The 15,469-nt window shown below is 56.0% G+C and carries 15 protein-coding genes; 9 read left to right on the top strand and 6 right to left on the bottom strand.

Features of this window, described 5'->3' with window-relative positions:
- The first annotated feature begins 12 nt into the window (after positions 1–12).
- On the top strand, positions 13–1,764 hold the full coding sequence (locus tag HNQ38_RS11480; protein WP_183720983.1) for a methyl-accepting chemotaxis protein: 1,752 nt from the start codon (positions 13–15) through the stop codon (positions 1,762–1,764).
- Between the two features lie 37 nt (positions 1,765–1,801).
- Entirely contained in the window at positions 1,802–2,869 is a 1,068-nt protein-coding gene (locus tag HNQ38_RS11485) for an HD-GYP domain-containing protein (protein ID WP_183720986.1), read from the top strand.
- Here HNQ38_RS11485 and HNQ38_RS11490 read toward each other — a convergent pair.
- Positions 2,859–3,542, bottom strand: coding sequence for a Crp/Fnr family transcriptional regulator (locus HNQ38_RS11490; protein WP_183720989.1), 684 nt, complete (start codon positions 3,540–3,542; stop codon positions 2,859–2,861). The genes HNQ38_RS11485 and HNQ38_RS11490 overlap by 11 nt on opposite strands.
- 370 nt (positions 3,543–3,912) lie before the next feature.
- Here HNQ38_RS11490 and HNQ38_RS11495 point away from each other — a divergent pair, with 370 nt between their 5' ends.
- The 7 genes from HNQ38_RS11495 (at position 3,913) to HNQ38_RS11525 (ending at position 8,758) form a co-directional block, all read left to right on the top strand.
- Positions 3,913–4,959, top strand: coding sequence for a flagellar biosynthesis protein FlhF (locus HNQ38_RS11495; RefSeq protein WP_183720992.1), 1,047 nt, complete (start codon positions 3,913–3,915; stop codon positions 4,957–4,959).
- 28 nt (positions 4,960–4,987) lie between these two features.
- Positions 4,988–5,800, top strand: coding sequence for a MinD/ParA family protein (locus tag HNQ38_RS11500; RefSeq protein ID WP_183720994.1), 813 nt, complete (start codon positions 4,988–4,990; stop codon positions 5,798–5,800).
- Between the two features lie 173 nt (positions 5,801–5,973).
- Positions 5,974–6,759, top strand: a complete 786-nt coding sequence (locus tag HNQ38_RS11505) for a FliA/WhiG family RNA polymerase sigma factor (RefSeq protein WP_183720997.1) — start codon at positions 5,974–5,976, stop codon at positions 6,757–6,759.
- A gap of 70 nt (positions 6,760–6,829) precedes the next feature.
- Complete coding sequence (locus tag HNQ38_RS11510; protein ID WP_183721000.1) at positions 6,830–7,210, top strand: chemotaxis response regulator CheY; 381 nt, start codon at positions 6,830–6,832, stop codon at positions 7,208–7,210.
- Positions 7,211–7,269: 59 nt separating this feature from the next.
- Positions 7,270–7,929 (top strand): flagellar basal body-associated FliL family protein, encoded by a 660-nt coding sequence (locus HNQ38_RS11515; RefSeq protein WP_183721003.1) that lies wholly within the window; start codon positions 7,270–7,272, stop codon positions 7,927–7,929.
- 77 nt (positions 7,930–8,006) lie between these two features.
- Entirely contained in the window at positions 8,007–8,336 is a 330-nt protein-coding gene (locus tag HNQ38_RS11520; RefSeq protein ID WP_183721006.1) for a hypothetical protein, read from the top strand.
- Positions 8,333–8,758, top strand: coding sequence for a hypothetical protein (locus tag HNQ38_RS11525; protein ID WP_183721009.1), 426 nt, complete (start codon positions 8,333–8,335; stop codon positions 8,756–8,758). The genes HNQ38_RS11520 and HNQ38_RS11525 overlap by 4 nt, the downstream gene beginning before the upstream one ends.
- A gap of 355 nt (positions 8,759–9,113) precedes the next feature.
- Here HNQ38_RS11525 and HNQ38_RS11530 read toward each other — a convergent pair whose 3' ends face one another.
- The 5 genes from HNQ38_RS11530 to HNQ38_RS11550 all read right to left on the bottom strand — a co-directional run bounded on the left by HNQ38_RS11530 (position 9,114) and on the right by HNQ38_RS11550 (position 15,401).
- The gene (locus HNQ38_RS11530; protein ID WP_246388127.1) at positions 9,114–10,673 is read right to left on the bottom strand and encodes a DHA2 family efflux MFS transporter permease subunit; all 1,560 of its coding nucleotides are present in this window, start codon (positions 10,671–10,673) and stop codon (positions 9,114–9,116) included.
- A complete protein-coding gene (locus HNQ38_RS11535) occupies positions 10,654–11,778 on the bottom strand; it encodes an HlyD family secretion protein (RefSeq protein WP_183721012.1) in 1,125 nt (374 codons plus the stop codon). Before HNQ38_RS11535 ends, HNQ38_RS11530 begins: the two co-directional genes overlap by 20 nt.
- Positions 11,779–11,813: 35 nt before the next feature.
- A complete protein-coding gene (locus tag HNQ38_RS11540; RefSeq protein ID WP_183721015.1) occupies positions 11,814–12,257 on the bottom strand; it encodes a MarR family transcriptional regulator in 444 nt (147 codons plus the stop codon).
- A 338-nt stretch (positions 12,258–12,595) separates the two neighbouring features.
- The gene (locus HNQ38_RS11545) at positions 12,596–13,861 is read right to left on the bottom strand and encodes a phenylacetate--CoA ligase family protein (protein ID WP_183721018.1); all 1,266 of its coding nucleotides are present in this window, start codon (positions 13,859–13,861) and stop codon (positions 12,596–12,598) included.
- Between the two features lie 145 nt (positions 13,862–14,006).
- Entirely contained in the window at positions 14,007–15,401 is a 1,395-nt protein-coding gene (locus HNQ38_RS11550; protein WP_183721021.1) for a chloride channel protein, read from the bottom strand.
- Positions 15,402–15,469 lie beyond the last annotated feature (68 nt).

Below are 15,469 nucleotides of genomic sequence, written 5' to 3' on the forward strand. Positions count from 1 at the left end.
AAGGGGGATGTGATGAATTTTTTCTCCAACCTGAAGGTGGGCACAAAAATTTCAACAATGATTCTTCTTTTGCTGCTTTTTATGGCGGCCATCGCATTTTGGGGAATCAGACAGGTCAATCTCGTAAGCGACGAGGCCGATAATATGTATGCCATCGACCTTCACGGACTCGCCTACGCCAAGGACGCGGACATAGCCATGCTGTCTGCTGTTCGCGCTCTTTATAATTCCATTATTTTTCCTCCTGATATCCGGCCCAGATACGTGCAAAACTACACAAAATTTACCGCTCAAGCCACTGACACGCTAAAGAAGCTTGAACCACTCATTGTGGAAGAAAAAACCAGAAGCCTGCTGAAAAACCTGCAACAGGGTTTTTCCGTAATGGATTCCGGCTATAAAGAGCTGATTGAAAAAGCAAAAGATACCCCGCTGGAAATTTTGCTTGATGATCTGGTCAAAATGCGGGGGCAGGTAGACACGGTTGAAGGCATGATGGGCGATCTGGGTACAGCCATGATGGCCGAAGCAGAACGGCGGGCGCTGGAAACAACAAGAGTATATGAGCATGGCCGTCTGTACAGCCTTATACTGCTGGCCGTGGCCCTGGTGCTTGGTTCGCTTTACGGTGTTTGCACCAAAAGGGCCATTGCAAATCCTTTGGCATCCATCTCCGGCAAGGCTGCGCACGTTGCAGCGGGAGACCTGAGTCAGACTTTCGACATGCGACGCTCTGACGAAATCGGCCAATTGGCGGCGGCCCTGGAACAGATGGTGGCCAATTTGCGCCAGCGCATCGCTGAAGCCGAGGAGCAGAGCAAACTGGCCCAGGAGCAAAGCCGGCTTGCCGAACTGGCCACAGAAGAAGCCCATGCCGCGCAGGCCTCGGCCGAAGCTGGCCATACGGCCATTCTGCAAACTGCGGAAAGTATTGAGGGCGTAACCGCAAGGCTTTATGCGGCAACAGAAGAGCTGTCCTCACAAATACAGGAATCCACAAGGGGAACCGATATCCAGCGTGAACGCGTGGATTCGTCGGCAACAGCTATGGAAGAAATGAATTCCACGGTTCTTGAAGTGGCACGCAATGCCGGAGTTGCCGCTGGCGGGGCAAACCTTGCCAGAGAACACGCGCTTCACGGCGAAAGCATCGTTCGCCAGTCGGTAACGGCGATCGGCGAAGTTCAGTCCGACACACGCTACCTCAAAACGAATATGGAATCTCTGGGCCATCAGGCGGAAAGCATTGGAACTATTTTGACTGTCATTTCCGACATTGCCGACCAGACCAACCTTCTTGCCCTCAACGCAGCCATTGAAGCCGCCAGAGCTGGCGAAGCCGGACGCGGATTTGCCGTGGTGGCCGACGAGGTGCGCAAACTGGCCGAAAGCACAATGAATGCCACCAAGGAAGTCGGTGAAGCCATATCCGGCATCCAGCAGAGCGCCAGAGAGAGCATCGAGGCCGCGGAGCGCACGTCCACAGAGCTTAATGACACGGTCATTCTGGTGGAAAAATCAGGCGAGTCTCTGGTGGAGATTGTACAGGATGTGGCCGCTGTGGCGGATCAGGTGCGAAGCATCGCGGCAGCAGCAGAAGAACAGTCAGCCGCCAGTGAGGAAATTACAAGGGCTCTGGACGAAATCAACCGGATGGCAGACGAAGGCGCCACCGCCATGCACATGTGCGCGCAGGCTGTTCTGGAGCTGGCGGAACAGTCTGACGGTTTGAAAAATCTGGTCAACGACCTGCGGAGTAAATAGCAAGCAACAGGCAAACAATGGAAGCACGGGGGTCTGCATGCAAACGCCGCTCATCTTGTCTATCGGAACTTCTCAGGCATTGATCTCGCAACTGCACAAGGCCCTGCCCCATTGTTATTTCGTTCATCATTCCTGTGAGAGTACGGCGCTGGAAGACATCATGATCCAGCCGCCACACACCATCCTGTTTTCCCCCCGGCGCGACTCCCGGGGGGAAAACAGGTATCTCTTTCTTACCAGGCTTGACAATCTTGGCTTCGCGGCAAAAACGCCCTGCATTGTCCTCTCTGACGCTTTCTCCCTTGAGGACAAAAGAACCGCGTTCAACGCCGGAGCCACGGACTATCTGGTCCAGCCCTTTACCAACAGCGAGTTGGCAGTGCGGATCTCAGCCGTCTTGGCTACTCGCGACTGCCGTCAATCTCTCCTGCATCTGAACGAAAGTCTGGCTCAATCCAAAAGTGTATTTTTGAAAAGCCTGGCCACATTGATGGCGATGACGGATGTGGAAACAGGAGGGCACCTTTTGCGGGTAGCCCGGTACACCAAAGTCCTTCTTGCGCATCCGACGGTACAACGCTATTTTCCCGGCTCATTGAGCGCGCAGGCCAGAAAGGAACTGAGCAAGGCGGCAATACTGCACGACATCGGCAAAATCCACATACCGGACAGCATTCTGCAAAAACCCGGGCCCCTGACCTGCCAGGAATTTGAAATTATCAAAACCCATACGCTTTATGGCGGGGAGTTCTTCCACAGCCTGCGCCAGATATCCGACTCCATTTTCCTCAGGTTTTCCGAAGAAATCGCAAGTTCGCATCACGAATACTGGAACGGCACAGGCTATCCCCGGAGCCTCCAGGCAGAAGAAATTCCATGCGCTGCCCGCATCATGGCAGTGGCCGACGTGTACGACGCGACCCGAACTGCCCGCGTATACAAGAACGCATGGTCCCATGCCCTATCCACTCAATACATTATGGATAACAAAGGCATATTGTTTGACCCCGTCATTGCGGACTGCTTTTACAGCCGCAAGGACGTGTTCAACAACATTTCCGGCAGGTTTAAAAAATTCCCGCTCACGCCTTCCTTCAGTATTTGACGCCGGACATGGTCCCGTGGGCCTCATAAAAGAAGGTTTCCGGCTGAAGAATGACCACCTCATCGCTGTTTTTGTCAAAAGTAAGCAGACCACGGGATTGAGCCGTGCGCAAAGCCTTGTACAGCGTAATGCGGTGCATGCCGAGCAGACCCGCCATTTCAAAAAGCGGCAGATCGCGCCTGGCCCGCATGGGGTTGGAACCGGGAATGATTCGCGACGCCAAAAATTTGCATACCCGCGTAAGATGCGACTCAACACTCAATGAAACTACCTGTTGTGCCAAAAGCGCAACCTTGACACTGTAGCTCTGGCAAAGGTTGAGCAGCAGTTCGGGATGCCTTTTACCCAAGCGCCGCACCTGTTCCGACGTAAATTTTTGCACATAGCAATCTTCCATGCATTCATATCGGAAGCTGGCGGTGTTGGGCAGCAGCGCCGCGTTTTCGCTGCTTTCAAGAAACAGCACGATTTCGTTGAAGCAGCAGCCATCGCCAAGATACCATATGATTTTTTCTCCTCCGTTGGCGGAAAGCGCAGTCAGGCGCAGTCTGCCACTGACAAGAAAGTACATATAGCCATCAGCAAAAGTGCTGCCTTTTGTGTACAGTCGAGGCTTCTCGCTGGACACATTTTTCCAGCAGTGATTCTGGGTTACCAATTCGGCAAAAGACATGAGATTTCCCCGGAAGGAAAAATGGAATAGAAAGGGGCGCGGCGCCGAACGGCTTTTGGGCGTATCAGGCTGACAAACTGGCGCAAGGCCAGAGCCGGGGGCCGGCTCGATTTGGAAGGCCTGTGCGATGGCCACACAGGGACAGGAAGATCCTGACTCGCCCTTAGGCTAGGCCAACTATAGTACAAAACACAGACTTTGCCTAGTCGTACTGAACTACTATGATCTTCTTGCGCCAACCGGGTGAAAAAGCGGCATAAGATCATACAAGCTTTGGCCTCTTATTTGCATTTACCTGGTGTGCCGTCAAACATACGGCGCAAAAAGGCAATAACAGGCGGCTCAACCGCCGTCAGTCAAAGGAATGGCCATGCAGGTAAAGACGTTCACCGGCGCCACATCGCAAGAGATTCTGGCAAGAATCAAAGCCGAATTGGGGGCTGATGCCGTAATCCTGGGCAACCGCACCTACCGCAAAAACGGCGTGGTCTGCCACGAAATCACTGCGGGTGTAGAGCGTGCCCAATCAGACGGAGCTGCGCCAACCAGCGGGGCTCCCAACGGCTGGGGCGAGTGGCACAAGGAATGGCAGCAGATCAAAGATCAGCTCTTTGCTCTCATGAAGCCCGCCATTCAGCTTGAGCGCCTTACCCCCCGTCAGCGCGTGGCGCTTGAATATTTGCAGCGCGAAGGCATTTCTGACGCGGTTGCAGTAGACCTGTACCAGAGGCTGCTTTCACAGCCCGGCGCATCCGTGCTGGAATGCCTGTGCAGCATGGTGCCAGTCAAAGGCTGGGGGCCGGGCTACTGGAACCAGCGGCTGCACCTCATGGCTGGCCCCTTCGGCTTTGGCAAAACCACCACAGCCCTGCGCTTTGCCCTGCACTGGCGCAAAACCCAGCCCGACGCGCGCATAGCCTTTATTAACGCCGACTGCCTGCGCGGCAACGGACGGCTCATTTTGCGCCACTGGGCTGAACTGTCAAATTTCAACTACCTTGAAGCTCCCGATAAATCCGGCATGGAGGCCGCCCTGCGCGCTACCGCAGAGGCAGACGCCGTTTTTGTGGATGTGCCGGGGCTTGACCGTACCACCACCCTTGCGCGTTGGCGTGAAGAAATGGGTTTGGCCGATGTTGAGGCCGCCACCCACTTGACGCTCTCCCCTTACTGCGACCCCTTGCAGACCCAGGCTTTTCTGAAGCGCTACAAGAGCGGCGGCCCGGGGTCACTGGTATGGACAAAGCTGGACGAAGCCGTGAGCTTTGGTAATATAGTTAATGTCGCGTGGGCCGCAGGTCTGCCCGTATCGGCCCTATCATACGGCGCGGAACTGAAGGAAAGCCTTTCCCCGGCTACCGAGCCGCTGGTCTGGCGACTGATCTTTAAAAGGCAAATTCCTGGTCAGGCGGCCTAGCCAGACCATAACGATGCGGAGCACACTGATGAGCGGCACTTTTCCTTTGGTATTTTCCGTCACTTCGGGCAAGGGCGGCGTGGGCAAGACCAACCTTTCGGTCAATCTGGCCATATGCCTTGCACAGCTTGGCAAACAGGTGGTGCTCATTGACGCTGACCTGGGCCTTGCCAACGTTGACGTGGTGCTTGGCCTGACCCCGCAGAAAAACATTTTCCACCTGTTCCACGAAGGGGCCAGTGTAGGGGATATTCTTTTCCCCACGCCTTACGGATTTTCCATCCTGCCCGCGTCTTCGGGCATGAGCGAAATGCTGACCCTTTCCACCGGCCAGAAGCTGGAACTGCTGGACGCTGTGGACGAGCTTGAAGACGACCTCGACTACCTCATCGTGGATACTGGCGCTGGCATCAGCGACAATGTGCTCTATTTCAACATGGCCGCGCAGGAGCGCCTTGTGGTGCTTACGCCGGAACCGACATCCCTTACCGATGCTTATGCGCTCATTAAGGTGCTCAAGACCAACCACGGGGTCGAGCGTTTCAGGGTATGCGTGAATATGGCTCCAGACCTGAAAATCGCCAAAGAGATGTTCGTGCGCCTGCATCAGGCCTGCGACCACTTCCTGAGCGGCGTCTCGCTGGAGCTGGTTGGCGTTGTGCCGCGTGACACGAGCGTGCGCAAGGCAGTGGTGCAGCAATTGCCCTTCTGCGTCAGTGAACCGCAAGGCCCGGCATCACGCGCCGTCATGGATCTGGCACGCAACATTACGCAATGGGAAGTGCCCGAAAACCTTGACGGCAATATCAAATTTTTCTGGAAAAAACTGCTTTTCCGCTAGACTGTAGTTTTGAGGTACAGACCGGCGGGCCGTATGGCTCGCATGCACACCAACCCTAACGTGGACTAACACTTCCTGGTCAGCCGGGCGGGCGCGAACAGGAACGTAAACAGGCATGCACCATGCCACGGGGTGGAAGAGGCAACACCGGAAAAACCCGGAAGGACAACAACATGAAGACCGGCACAGCCCAAGCGCACATACCCTGCCCCTGGGAAGCGCTCGAAACCGGGGCCATAGCCTGGGAAAACTTTTCTCCGGCGGAGCAGGAATCAGTGGTGCGTCATTATGCACCCAAAATACGCTTTCTGGCTTTACGCCTTAAAGCCAAACTGCCCCGCAGCGTGGAACTGGGCGAACTTATCAGCTCCGGCACTCTGGGCCTTATGGAGGCCCTTGGCAAATTTCGCCCCCAGCTGGGCATACGGTTTGAAACCTATGCCGAAAGCCGCATACGCGGAGCCATGCTGGACGAACTGCGCAGACTGGACTGGTTTCCCCGTTCGTTGCGCCAGCGTGTGCGCGTGCTGGACGAAGCCATGCGCAAGGTGGAACACGAGCAGGGCCGTCAGGCAACGGAGCAGGAACTGCAAGACATCACCGGCCTCACTTTGCGAGACGTGCGCCAGGGCCTTGAAGCTCTGCAAAACCAGCTTTGGCTGTCTTTGGATTCCATTCAGGACACGCTTGCAGGTGATGGTCAGGAGCCGGGTGGCGAACCTTACCGCAATACTGCTTTCCGTGAATTGGTGGAACGGGTTGCTCCGCTTATTGAGCGCTTGACGCCAAGAGAAAAGCTGGTACTGTCGCTCTACTATACTGATGAGTTAAATATGCGTGAGACTGCTGAAGTTATGGGCATCACAGAAGGCCGCGTATCACAATTGCACTCACAGGCCTTGGGCCGTCTGCGCAAAGAGTTCATCAGCCTGTATGGTGAGGGCGCTGACATATCATAGCTACGGAGAACCGCGCGACATGCGCGCCCATCCGCATACGGCGCCCTGAAGGCGTTAAGGAGCATCTAACATGCCTTACAATCCAAACATGCGCGTTCTTGTTGTCGACGACTTTTCCACCATGCGCCGCATCGTGCGTAATATCTTGCGGCAGATTGGCTTTCAGAACGTTGTGGAAGCCGACGACGGCACCACTGCATGGGAAGTGCTGAACCGCGAAAAAGTTGACTTTATCGTTTCTGACTGGAACATGCCCAACATGACGGGCATTGACCTGCTGCGCAAAGTGCGCGCCAGCGAACAGTTCGCCCACATTCCTTTTCTTATGGTCACCGCAGAAGCCCAGCAGGAAAATATCATTGAGGCTGTGCAGGCCAAGGTGTCCAACTATATCGTCAAGCCCTTCACCGCCGACACAATGAAGCAGAAGATCGATAAAATCTTTGGCTGATATCGCGCGGGGGCATTCCTGCCTGCGGCGGGCCCCGATGCGGCTGCCAGGAGTTCCGCGTGGCTAACAAGACTGAAGTCAAAGATGCTCCCGCAAGGGACGAAATGCAGGTTTCGCTTGGGCCGGACCCGGCCATGCGCAAAGTGGACCTCGATCTTGACGACGCCCCTTTTCTGAAAGAGCAGGAGTCGGATGTCCCGGCTGTGGCGGACACAAAAAACCTGCCTGCCGATCAAGAGCCAAAACCCGACGCCAAAAAGAAAATAAAGCTCATTATTATCGGCGGCGCGGCTTTTCTGCTGCTTGTGCTGGGCGCTGCCGTATGGTGGTTCTTTCTGCGCACGCCGCCTGTTCCTCCGGCTGAAATCAAGCCAGAAGTCATTGTTGTGCCTTCCAACCCCACGGCATCCCATCCAGCAGACTATGTGAAAGAACTGGCCCACTTTGTGGTGCCCCGTGACGTCAACGGCGTTACCCGTTTTCTGGTCTGCAAATTTTCCACCATAAGCAAGAGCTCCGCAGTCAGTGCTGAGATGGATCACAAGATGATCGCCCTCCGTGACGCGCTGTACTTCTATCTGAGCGGCAAAAGCAACGACTACTTGCTTAACCCGGGCAATACTGTCACCATAAAGCGAGACCTGACCAGCATACTCAACGACTACCTCACACAGGGCCGTATTGATGACGTGCTTTTTGAGAGCTATTTGAACGAGTAAACGCCCTGCCCCGCCTCTTGGCATGAAGGGGCATAAGGCTATCGGCATACGCCACACCACAGACCACGGAGCCAGCCATGAGCGTTGATGCCACCATGGCCGTGCTGTATGCCCAGACTGGCATGGCCACCTCAATGGTCAATGCCGCGGCAGTGGGGCCGCAGGCCGCCGCCGCAATGTCGCGGGTTTTGGCCGCTGAAATGGCCCGTCATGAGCAGCAGCAGATTACCAAGACCGAAGCTGGCGACAAGGCCAAACTTTCGCCAGATGCCGACGGCGGAACGCCTATGCCACAGTTCGGCAGCCGCCGCCGCAAGCGGCCACCGCCGCCCCCTCCGGACAAGGACGAGGCGCCACGCGTGCCGGACTCTCCTCTGGTGGGCAAACTTCTTAATGTCAAAGTATGAACAACACTCTCATTTTCGCACTCATTGCCGGTTTTTCCATTCTCGAACTGGTTGTCCTCGGCGGCGTGCTGTTTTTCTATCTGCGCCTGCGCCGTTCTGAAGCCATGCTCAACACCCTTCAGGGCAACCAGGAAGCTCTGCTGGCACGCATTGAAATGAACGCCAGACTGGAGCGCGAGATTGTTGCGACCTTCGCACAGCGCCAGGCAGAACTGCAAAATCTGGATGAAAAGCTTGAAGAGCGCGCCCAGGAGCTGCGCCGCCTGCTGGAACAGGCAGAGGGCATCAGCCGCTCCCCGCAGTTCTTGCGTGAACTTATCCTCAACGGCAGGCGCAAAGGCCTTTCAAGCCGCCAGATCGCCCGTAACTCCGGGCTGAGCGTTGATGAAGTGGAGCTGATTCTGGCTCAGGAAATCGAATAGGCTCCCTGCAAGCCAGTTTAGCCTGCTCACAACCGGATACCGCATCATTCGCTGGCGTGCTTTCAAGCCGCTGCCTGATTTTTTTGTACTTGCCTGATGGCAACGTCGGCAAAATTATGGCCTCCAGAAAACTTCTCGTTGAAGTTCTTTGGAGGCCTTGCTGTTTTATGCGCTGCTGTTGGGCAGCTAAAAAATTTCAAAATTATACGGCCCCAACGCTGCACGGCATTGCAGCGCCACAGCGCGGCATGGCCCCGCCTAATTACATTTTTGGCAGAATGACAGCGTTGAAATGTGAAGAAATTCAGCGCTAATCTGCTCTCGCCAACCCGAAGATCTGTGCCCTCAGGACGCGTCAGACCCGTCTGGCAGTGCGCATGAACAAGGCTGGAATAATTGCCACGAAAAAGGCTATTGCCACAAAAAGAAAACTTTCCCTGAATCCCATAGTTCTGGCCTGGGCAGACAACATTTCTGCCAGAAAGTTATAGGCCTGTGGAGGGCGCAAGGCCTGCGCCACGTTATCCAGCTGCCCTCCCCTGACAAAGAGCGATGAAATCAGATCAAGCGCATCAGCGGCAGCGTGAGTGCCGGTTTGCAGCGTATTGAAGGCCTGGGCATACAGTTCGGTCTGACGTTCCAGATACACGGAAAGTATACTCACCCCCAGCGCGCCCCCCAACTGCCGGCTGAAGTTGATGGCCCCGGCCCCTTGAGCCATGTGCTTTGCATCAAGCAAACGCAGCGCCCCGCTGTTCAGCGAGGGCATGATGAGCCCCAGACCGATGCGCCCCAGTGCAATCCAGCTGACAAAATCCCAAAAGTAGGTGGAGGTTCCGGCATCGGCCATATACAGGCTGGACAAGCCGAATACGCCCAACCCCGCCATAATGAGCGCGTATGGCGGCAATCGGTCAGCCAGACGGCCAGCCAGGGGCATGGCAACACCAAGAACAATGCCGCCCGGCATGAGCAAAAGACCGGACTCTGTAGGGCTGTACCCTTGAATGGTCTGCACAAAAAGAGGAATAAGATAGGTGGAGCCAAAAAGCCCCATTCCCAGAATAAAGGCCACAGCCGATGCTGCCACAAAACGCAAATTTGCGAAGACGCCGAGCGTCAGCAGCGGGCTTGGGCAGGTACGTTCGCGAATGATAAAACCAGCCCAGGAACATACGCTCACAAAAAACGCGCCCAGTACGTAGTCTGAATCCCATCCTTCGCGTTGTCCGCTGGAAATTCCGGCAAGCAGCGTGCCGATACCCACGCACAGCAAAACGAAACCGCACAGGTCAAAAACCGTGTGCGTCGCGGCAGTGTCCCGGCCCGGCAAGAATGCCGCAGCCAGCGCCATGCTGACAAGGCAAAACGGCGGGCCCAGCAAAAAAACATAGCGCCAGGAATAATTGTCGATGAGCAGGCCGCCCACCGTAGGGCCAAGAGCCGGAGCCAGCACCACGCCCAAACCGAAAATGCCCATTGCCATGCCGCGATTATCCGCGCCAAAGACGGAAAAAACCATCACCATTGCCAGCGGCTGCACCAGCCCGGCGGCAGCCCCCTGGATGGAGCGCGACAGAATGAGAATTTCCACATCCGGGCTTGCGCCGCCAACCAGCGACGCCAGCAGAAAGGCTACCATTGCGCCCAGGTAGGAGCGCCGCAGGCCAAAGGTGCGCAGCATCCAGTCTGTTGTCAGCATGGAGGCCGTCATGGCAGCCAGAAAGGCTGTGGAAAGCCACTGCACCTGATCCTGCCCCATGCCGAACTCGCCCATAATGTCGGGCATGGCCACATTGACGATAGTAGAAGACAGCACCGTGGCGATGCAGCCCGTCATGACCGCCGCTGTTGCCCACCATTTGTAGGCCGCGCCATAACGTTGCGCCAGAGCGTCAAATTCCGGCGAGGTCAATGTCCACCTCCACCATCATGCCGGGCCGGAGGGGGTTGTCGTCCGGCTGCTCAACCTTGATACGCACGGGCACGCGCTGGTTGATCTTGGTAAAATTGCCCGAGGGGTTCGGGCTGGGGATAAGGGCAAACTGGCTGGTGGCCGCAGTGCCAATGCGCTCGACACTGCCAATGAAGGTGCGGCCAGGGTAGGCGTCAACACTGATGTCCACAGGTTGGCCGGGCTTGAGGCCGCTCAACTTGGTTTCCTTGAGCAGAACCTCCACCCACACGGCCTTGGGATCGTGCAGGATGACAAGACGCTGACCGGGGATGACGTATTCGCCCGGTTCCACAAATTTTTGGTCAACCACGCCATCAATGGGGCTGCGCACCACACGGTCAGCCAGTGCCACGTCCTTTTGCCTGATGCGGGCCTGCACCTCTGCACGCTGCTGTTCCAGCTGGGCCAGCTGGGCTTCAAGCACCCGGGGGTCGTCCTGATGGGCAAGAGCCTGGTCAAGGTTTGCCTGAGCTTCCGCCAGCTGGGCCAAAGCCTGACGGTGCTTGCCTTCGGCCTGCTGCAAAACGGTACGGCTCTGATCCCATACACGGCGGGCAATGGCATTTTCTGCAATGAGATTTTCACTGCGTGTGAAGTCCTTGCGAGCCAGATCCAGCTCGGCCTGGCTGAAATGCAGGGCAGCTTCCGCATTGGCCCGGTGGGCCCGTGCTGCGGCTATGGCGCTTTCTGTAGCGCCCCGGCTTATTTCCAGCAGGGTTTTCACCCTTTCTGATTCCAGCCGTAAAGCCTCGTCGCTGGCCCGCAGTTCTTCCACCTGCATGAGGGCTTCGCGCTGGTCAATAACAACAAGCTGGCTGCCCGCAGTCACCATGTCGCCATCGGTAACATCACGTTGCGCCACCCAGCCGTCCACACGGCTGCTGATGGTTATCATGTCGGCCATTACTCTTGCATCGTTTTCCGTAACATGCCGCTGGCGGTGAACCCAAAAAGCAACAACCGCCGCAACCAAGATCAACCCGGAAAGCAGAAAAACACGTTTTCTGTTGCGTACTGGGGCAGACAACAGGCGCGCAGCCTGAGGCGAAAGGGAAAGTGGCATGCGCTGTCAGCTCCTTGAAAGGCGCACGGCTGCCGTCAGCGGGCGGTCATAACGCTTAAATTGTTAAGTATGATTTCAAGTACCCGTGAAAATTCGGCCAGCTCTTCGTCGGACAAGCCTACCAAAGCTTCGCCACGCAGGCCGGAACCTATCCGCATTATGTCCTCAAGAACTCCCTGAGCCTTGGGGGTAAGGCGCACCATTTTGACGCGGCGGTCGTCCTTGTGGGCCACCCGCTCTACAAGCTCCAAACGCTCAAGGCCGTCCAGCACGCGAACCATCGTTGGCCCTTCCACGCCTATGGACTGGGCAAGCTCCTTTTGTGAAGCTTCATCATTCATGCGCGAAAGATGTACCAATACCAGCCAACGGGCCTGCGTCAGGCCCAGCGGCACCAGACGTTCATCAAGGCGAGTTCGCCACAGGCGACCCACACGGTTTATGGTCATACCCACTGTGTCTCTGGGTGATGCGCTCATTGTGCAACCTCATTTTGATGCATAGCTAAATAGTAGTGTGCTATCTATTTGTCAAGCTTTCGCCATATACGATTCTGAAATTCTTTGGCTGCGCCAACACGTTCAGAGGCCAGCCCCTTACGGAGCTGGCTGACAAGCCAGATGACAAAGCCCAACTTCAGGGCTTTGCGCCGCCAGCGTCGGCAAGGCCGACGGGCGGAAACGCACGGCAATCACTCGCGGAACGGCGCGGCAAAGCCGCAGCCTGCTCCTGATTCCCGGTCGTGTTGGCGCAGCCAACACGTTCAGAGGCCAGCCCCTTACGGAGCTGGCCTCTGATATTCTCACAGCGCTGGGGCTTAGTCCCAATGACGCTTGTCTTCGATGGGACGGATCTGCGGGGGCAGGCTGCCGGGAGCCAGTACGCGCAGTTCGGGGCGCAGCTTGATCTTTTCGCGGAACTGGTGCAGCAGCTCTTCTTCGCGCTTGAAACCGCTGGTTTCCACAAAAAGGGTCATTTCGTCGATGCCGCCGGGGTTGGTGACTTCGATCTGCCAACGCTTGATTTCCTCAAAGCGGCTCATTACCTGTTCAACCTGATGCGGGTACACGAACATGCCCATAATACGGGCCGTGGTGTCCACGCGGCCCACAATGCTGCCAAGGCGCGGGCTGGTGCGGCCGCAAGCGCAAGGGCTGCGGTCGATGAACGAAAGGTCGCCCGTGGCCAGACGAATAAGCGGATAGGTCTTGTTGAAGGCCGTGACCACGATTTCGCCCACTTCGCCGTCCTTCAGGGGAATACCCGTGTCAGGATGGCAAATTTCCACAAAGCAGCGGTTGGCGATGTGCAGCCCGGTCTTGTGGAAGCATTCGTAACCGATGCAGCCCACGTCAGCCGTACCATAGCCCTGGCGCATGACCAGATCGTACTTTTTTTCCATCTGCGAGCGCATCTTTTCCGAAAGCCTTTCGCCAGTGACGAAAGCCACTTCCAAAAAGAGATCCTTGCGCAGGTTAAGGCCTTTTTCTTCGGCCTTCTGCGCCAAGTGCATAAGAAAGCTCGGCGTGCCAACGTACCCAGACACACGCAGCTTCTGCATGATGTCCAGCTGCGTGGCGGCATCGGTTGGCCCGGCGGGAATAACCGCACAGCCAAGATTGCGCAGGGGCTCCTCAAACATCAGGCCCGCTGGCGTCAACTGATAGTTGAAGGTATTCTGCACGGCGTCGCCGGGGCGAAAGCCCACGGAATAAAAGGCTTCTGTATAGCCCCAGTAATCTTCGCCACGGTCTTCCGGGTCAAAAATGGGGCCAGGGGACAAAAATATGCGCTTGAGTTCGCCAATATCCTTGGTCAGCAGTCCGCCCAGACGCGGCCCCATAGATTGAAGAAAGATAAGCTCCTTCTTCTTGAGAATGGGAATATGCTTGATGTCAGCAAGGGTCTTGAACTTCTCCACATTAAACTGCGCACGGTCAAAACGCTTTTTCACGTCTTCCGAATAGCGGTACGCGTAGGAAAGCAAGTCCTTAAGCTGGATAAGGCAATACTGGCGGCGTTCGCTCTCATCCAGAACTTCGCGGCGGCTGTATATGCCTTCTGTGCGGTCTTTACGGGTCATACCTACTCCACATGGCCTGATTTACATTGAAGGGCCAAAATAGCCACTCCAATCACAAAGTGCAAGCACTATTTATTAATATTAATTATAACAGTATGTTATGAAAATTATTGCGCGCATCAAAAAAGCCGCTCCTGCGAAAATTCTACATCACGCCGCCGGGGGAACCGCTGGCAACCCTCTGCGGGCGGCGCGGTTTGTATCTGGGGCGCTTGATTTTTCCCTCAATCACGCACCGTCTGCGCAGGCTGTCGTACACCGGTTCGCAACCCATTTTGTCGGCCACAAAAGCGGCAATATACGCCGTGATGATGATAAATACCATGTTGGGATAGGCACCCGTCATTTCAAGCATCAAAAATGCCCCTGTCAGAGGAGCCCGCACCGATGAGCCGAACAACCCGGCCATGCACAGAATGAGTATGATGACGCTTTTTTCGGGAGTGACCATGTCAAAAAGCAGCAGCGCTGATGTAACGCAGGCCCCGGCCATAGCCCCCATAAACAGAATGGGCATAAGCAGGCCGCCCGCGACCCCGGTGGCGAAACTCGCGCAGGAGAAAAGCATTTTGACAGTCAGCAGCAGTAAAAGCGCTGTCAGCGGCAAGGCTATGTCGGCAAGTTGCAGGGCTGTAATGCCAAAACCTGCCAGCACTGTGGGATAAAAATATAAAAACAGCCCGGCGCACATGAAGGGAATGACCACACGCAGGTGCATGGGCAGCATTTTCGTCTTGTCGGCCCAGAGGGTCATACGAATAAGCATGATATTGTACAGAACGCCAAGCCCCCCCATAGCCACACCCACCACAGGAACCAGCCACCAGGACTGCCAGGGCAGCATGGGGCGCGAACCAAAGGGGAAAACCAGGCCAAAACCGTAAATGGCCTGCATCACATACATGGCCGCAAAAGCTGTAGTGGCGCATGTAATAATCATCGGCACACGAAGCGGCGTCTTCATTTCCTCAAAGGCAAAAAACATGCCCGCCAAAGGCGCGCCAAAGGCAGCCCCAAGCCCCGCGGCACTGCCCCCTACAAGAAACCGGGGTTCGTGCGCGGCTTTCGGATCATGCCACAACCGCCCAACCCCCACGCCAAGAGACGCGCCCATCATGATGCACGGGCCTTCGCGGCCCACAGAAAGGCCACCTGTCAGCGCTGTCAAAGCCCCGGCAAACTTGCACACCAGCACACGAAACCAGTTCATGCGCAGTCTGCCCTTGACCATAAGCTCAACCTGCGGAATGCCGCTGCCGCTGATAAGCGGTTCAATGCGCAACAGCAACACAGAAATAACAGCCAGCAGCAGCAGGCCGAAAAACACCGCACAGGCAACAAGACTGTCACTCAGGCCGTGCTCAGTCACAGACCGCACAACCCAGTGAGTAATTATATTATTCAAGTGGCGGAACAGCCCGATAACCACGCCCGTCGCTCCACCGATAAGAAGAGCCTGCACGATGGTTCTTGCCAGGCCTGAAACACCCATAGTTGCAAAATCATGCGCTATTTGAGGAAAAGGATTGCCCAGTTTCACTAAAAAAATCCTTGTTGCGAGGGCATCCGGGATGGATGATGTGACCATAGACATTTTGGGGGCATGCC

Origin of the sequence: Desulfovibrio intestinalis (assembly GCF_014202345.1) — a bacterium.
GTDB lineage: Bacteria > Desulfobacterota > Desulfovibrionia > Desulfovibrionales > Desulfovibrionaceae > Desulfovibrio > Desulfovibrio intestinalis.

Coding starts and splice junctions, on each gene's coding strand:
- HNQ38_RS11480 (WP_183720983.1), top strand. CDS start 13: ATGAATTTTTTCTCCAACCTGAAGGTGGGCACAAAAATTTCAACAATG.
- HNQ38_RS11485 (WP_183720986.1), top strand. CDS start 1,802: ATGCAAACGCCGCTCATCTTGTCTATCGGAACTTCTCAGGCATTGATC.
- HNQ38_RS11490 (WP_183720989.1), bottom strand. CDS start 3,542: ATGTCTTTTGCCGAATTGGTAACCCAGAATCACTGCTGGAAAAATGTG.
- HNQ38_RS11495 (WP_183720992.1), top strand. CDS start 3,913: ATGCAGGTAAAGACGTTCACCGGCGCCACATCGCAAGAGATTCTGGCA.
- HNQ38_RS11500 (WP_183720994.1), top strand. CDS start 4,988: ATGAGCGGCACTTTTCCTTTGGTATTTTCCGTCACTTCGGGCAAGGGC.
- HNQ38_RS11505 (WP_183720997.1), top strand. CDS start 5,974: ATGAAGACCGGCACAGCCCAAGCGCACATACCCTGCCCCTGGGAAGCG.
- HNQ38_RS11510 (WP_183721000.1), top strand. CDS start 6,830: ATGCCTTACAATCCAAACATGCGCGTTCTTGTTGTCGACGACTTTTCC.
- HNQ38_RS11520 (WP_183721006.1), top strand. CDS start 8,007: ATGAGCGTTGATGCCACCATGGCCGTGCTGTATGCCCAGACTGGCATG.
- HNQ38_RS11525 (WP_183721009.1), top strand. CDS start 8,333: ATGAACAACACTCTCATTTTCGCACTCATTGCCGGTTTTTCCATTCTC.
- HNQ38_RS11535 (WP_183721012.1), bottom strand. CDS start 11,778: ATGCCACTTTCCCTTTCGCCTCAGGCTGCGCGCCTGTTGTCTGCCCCA.
- HNQ38_RS11540 (WP_183721015.1), bottom strand. CDS start 12,257: ATGAGCGCATCACCCAGAGACACAGTGGGTATGACCATAAACCGTGTG.
- HNQ38_RS11545 (WP_183721018.1), bottom strand. CDS start 13,861: ATGACCCGTAAAGACCGCACAGAAGGCATATACAGCCGCCGCGAAGTT.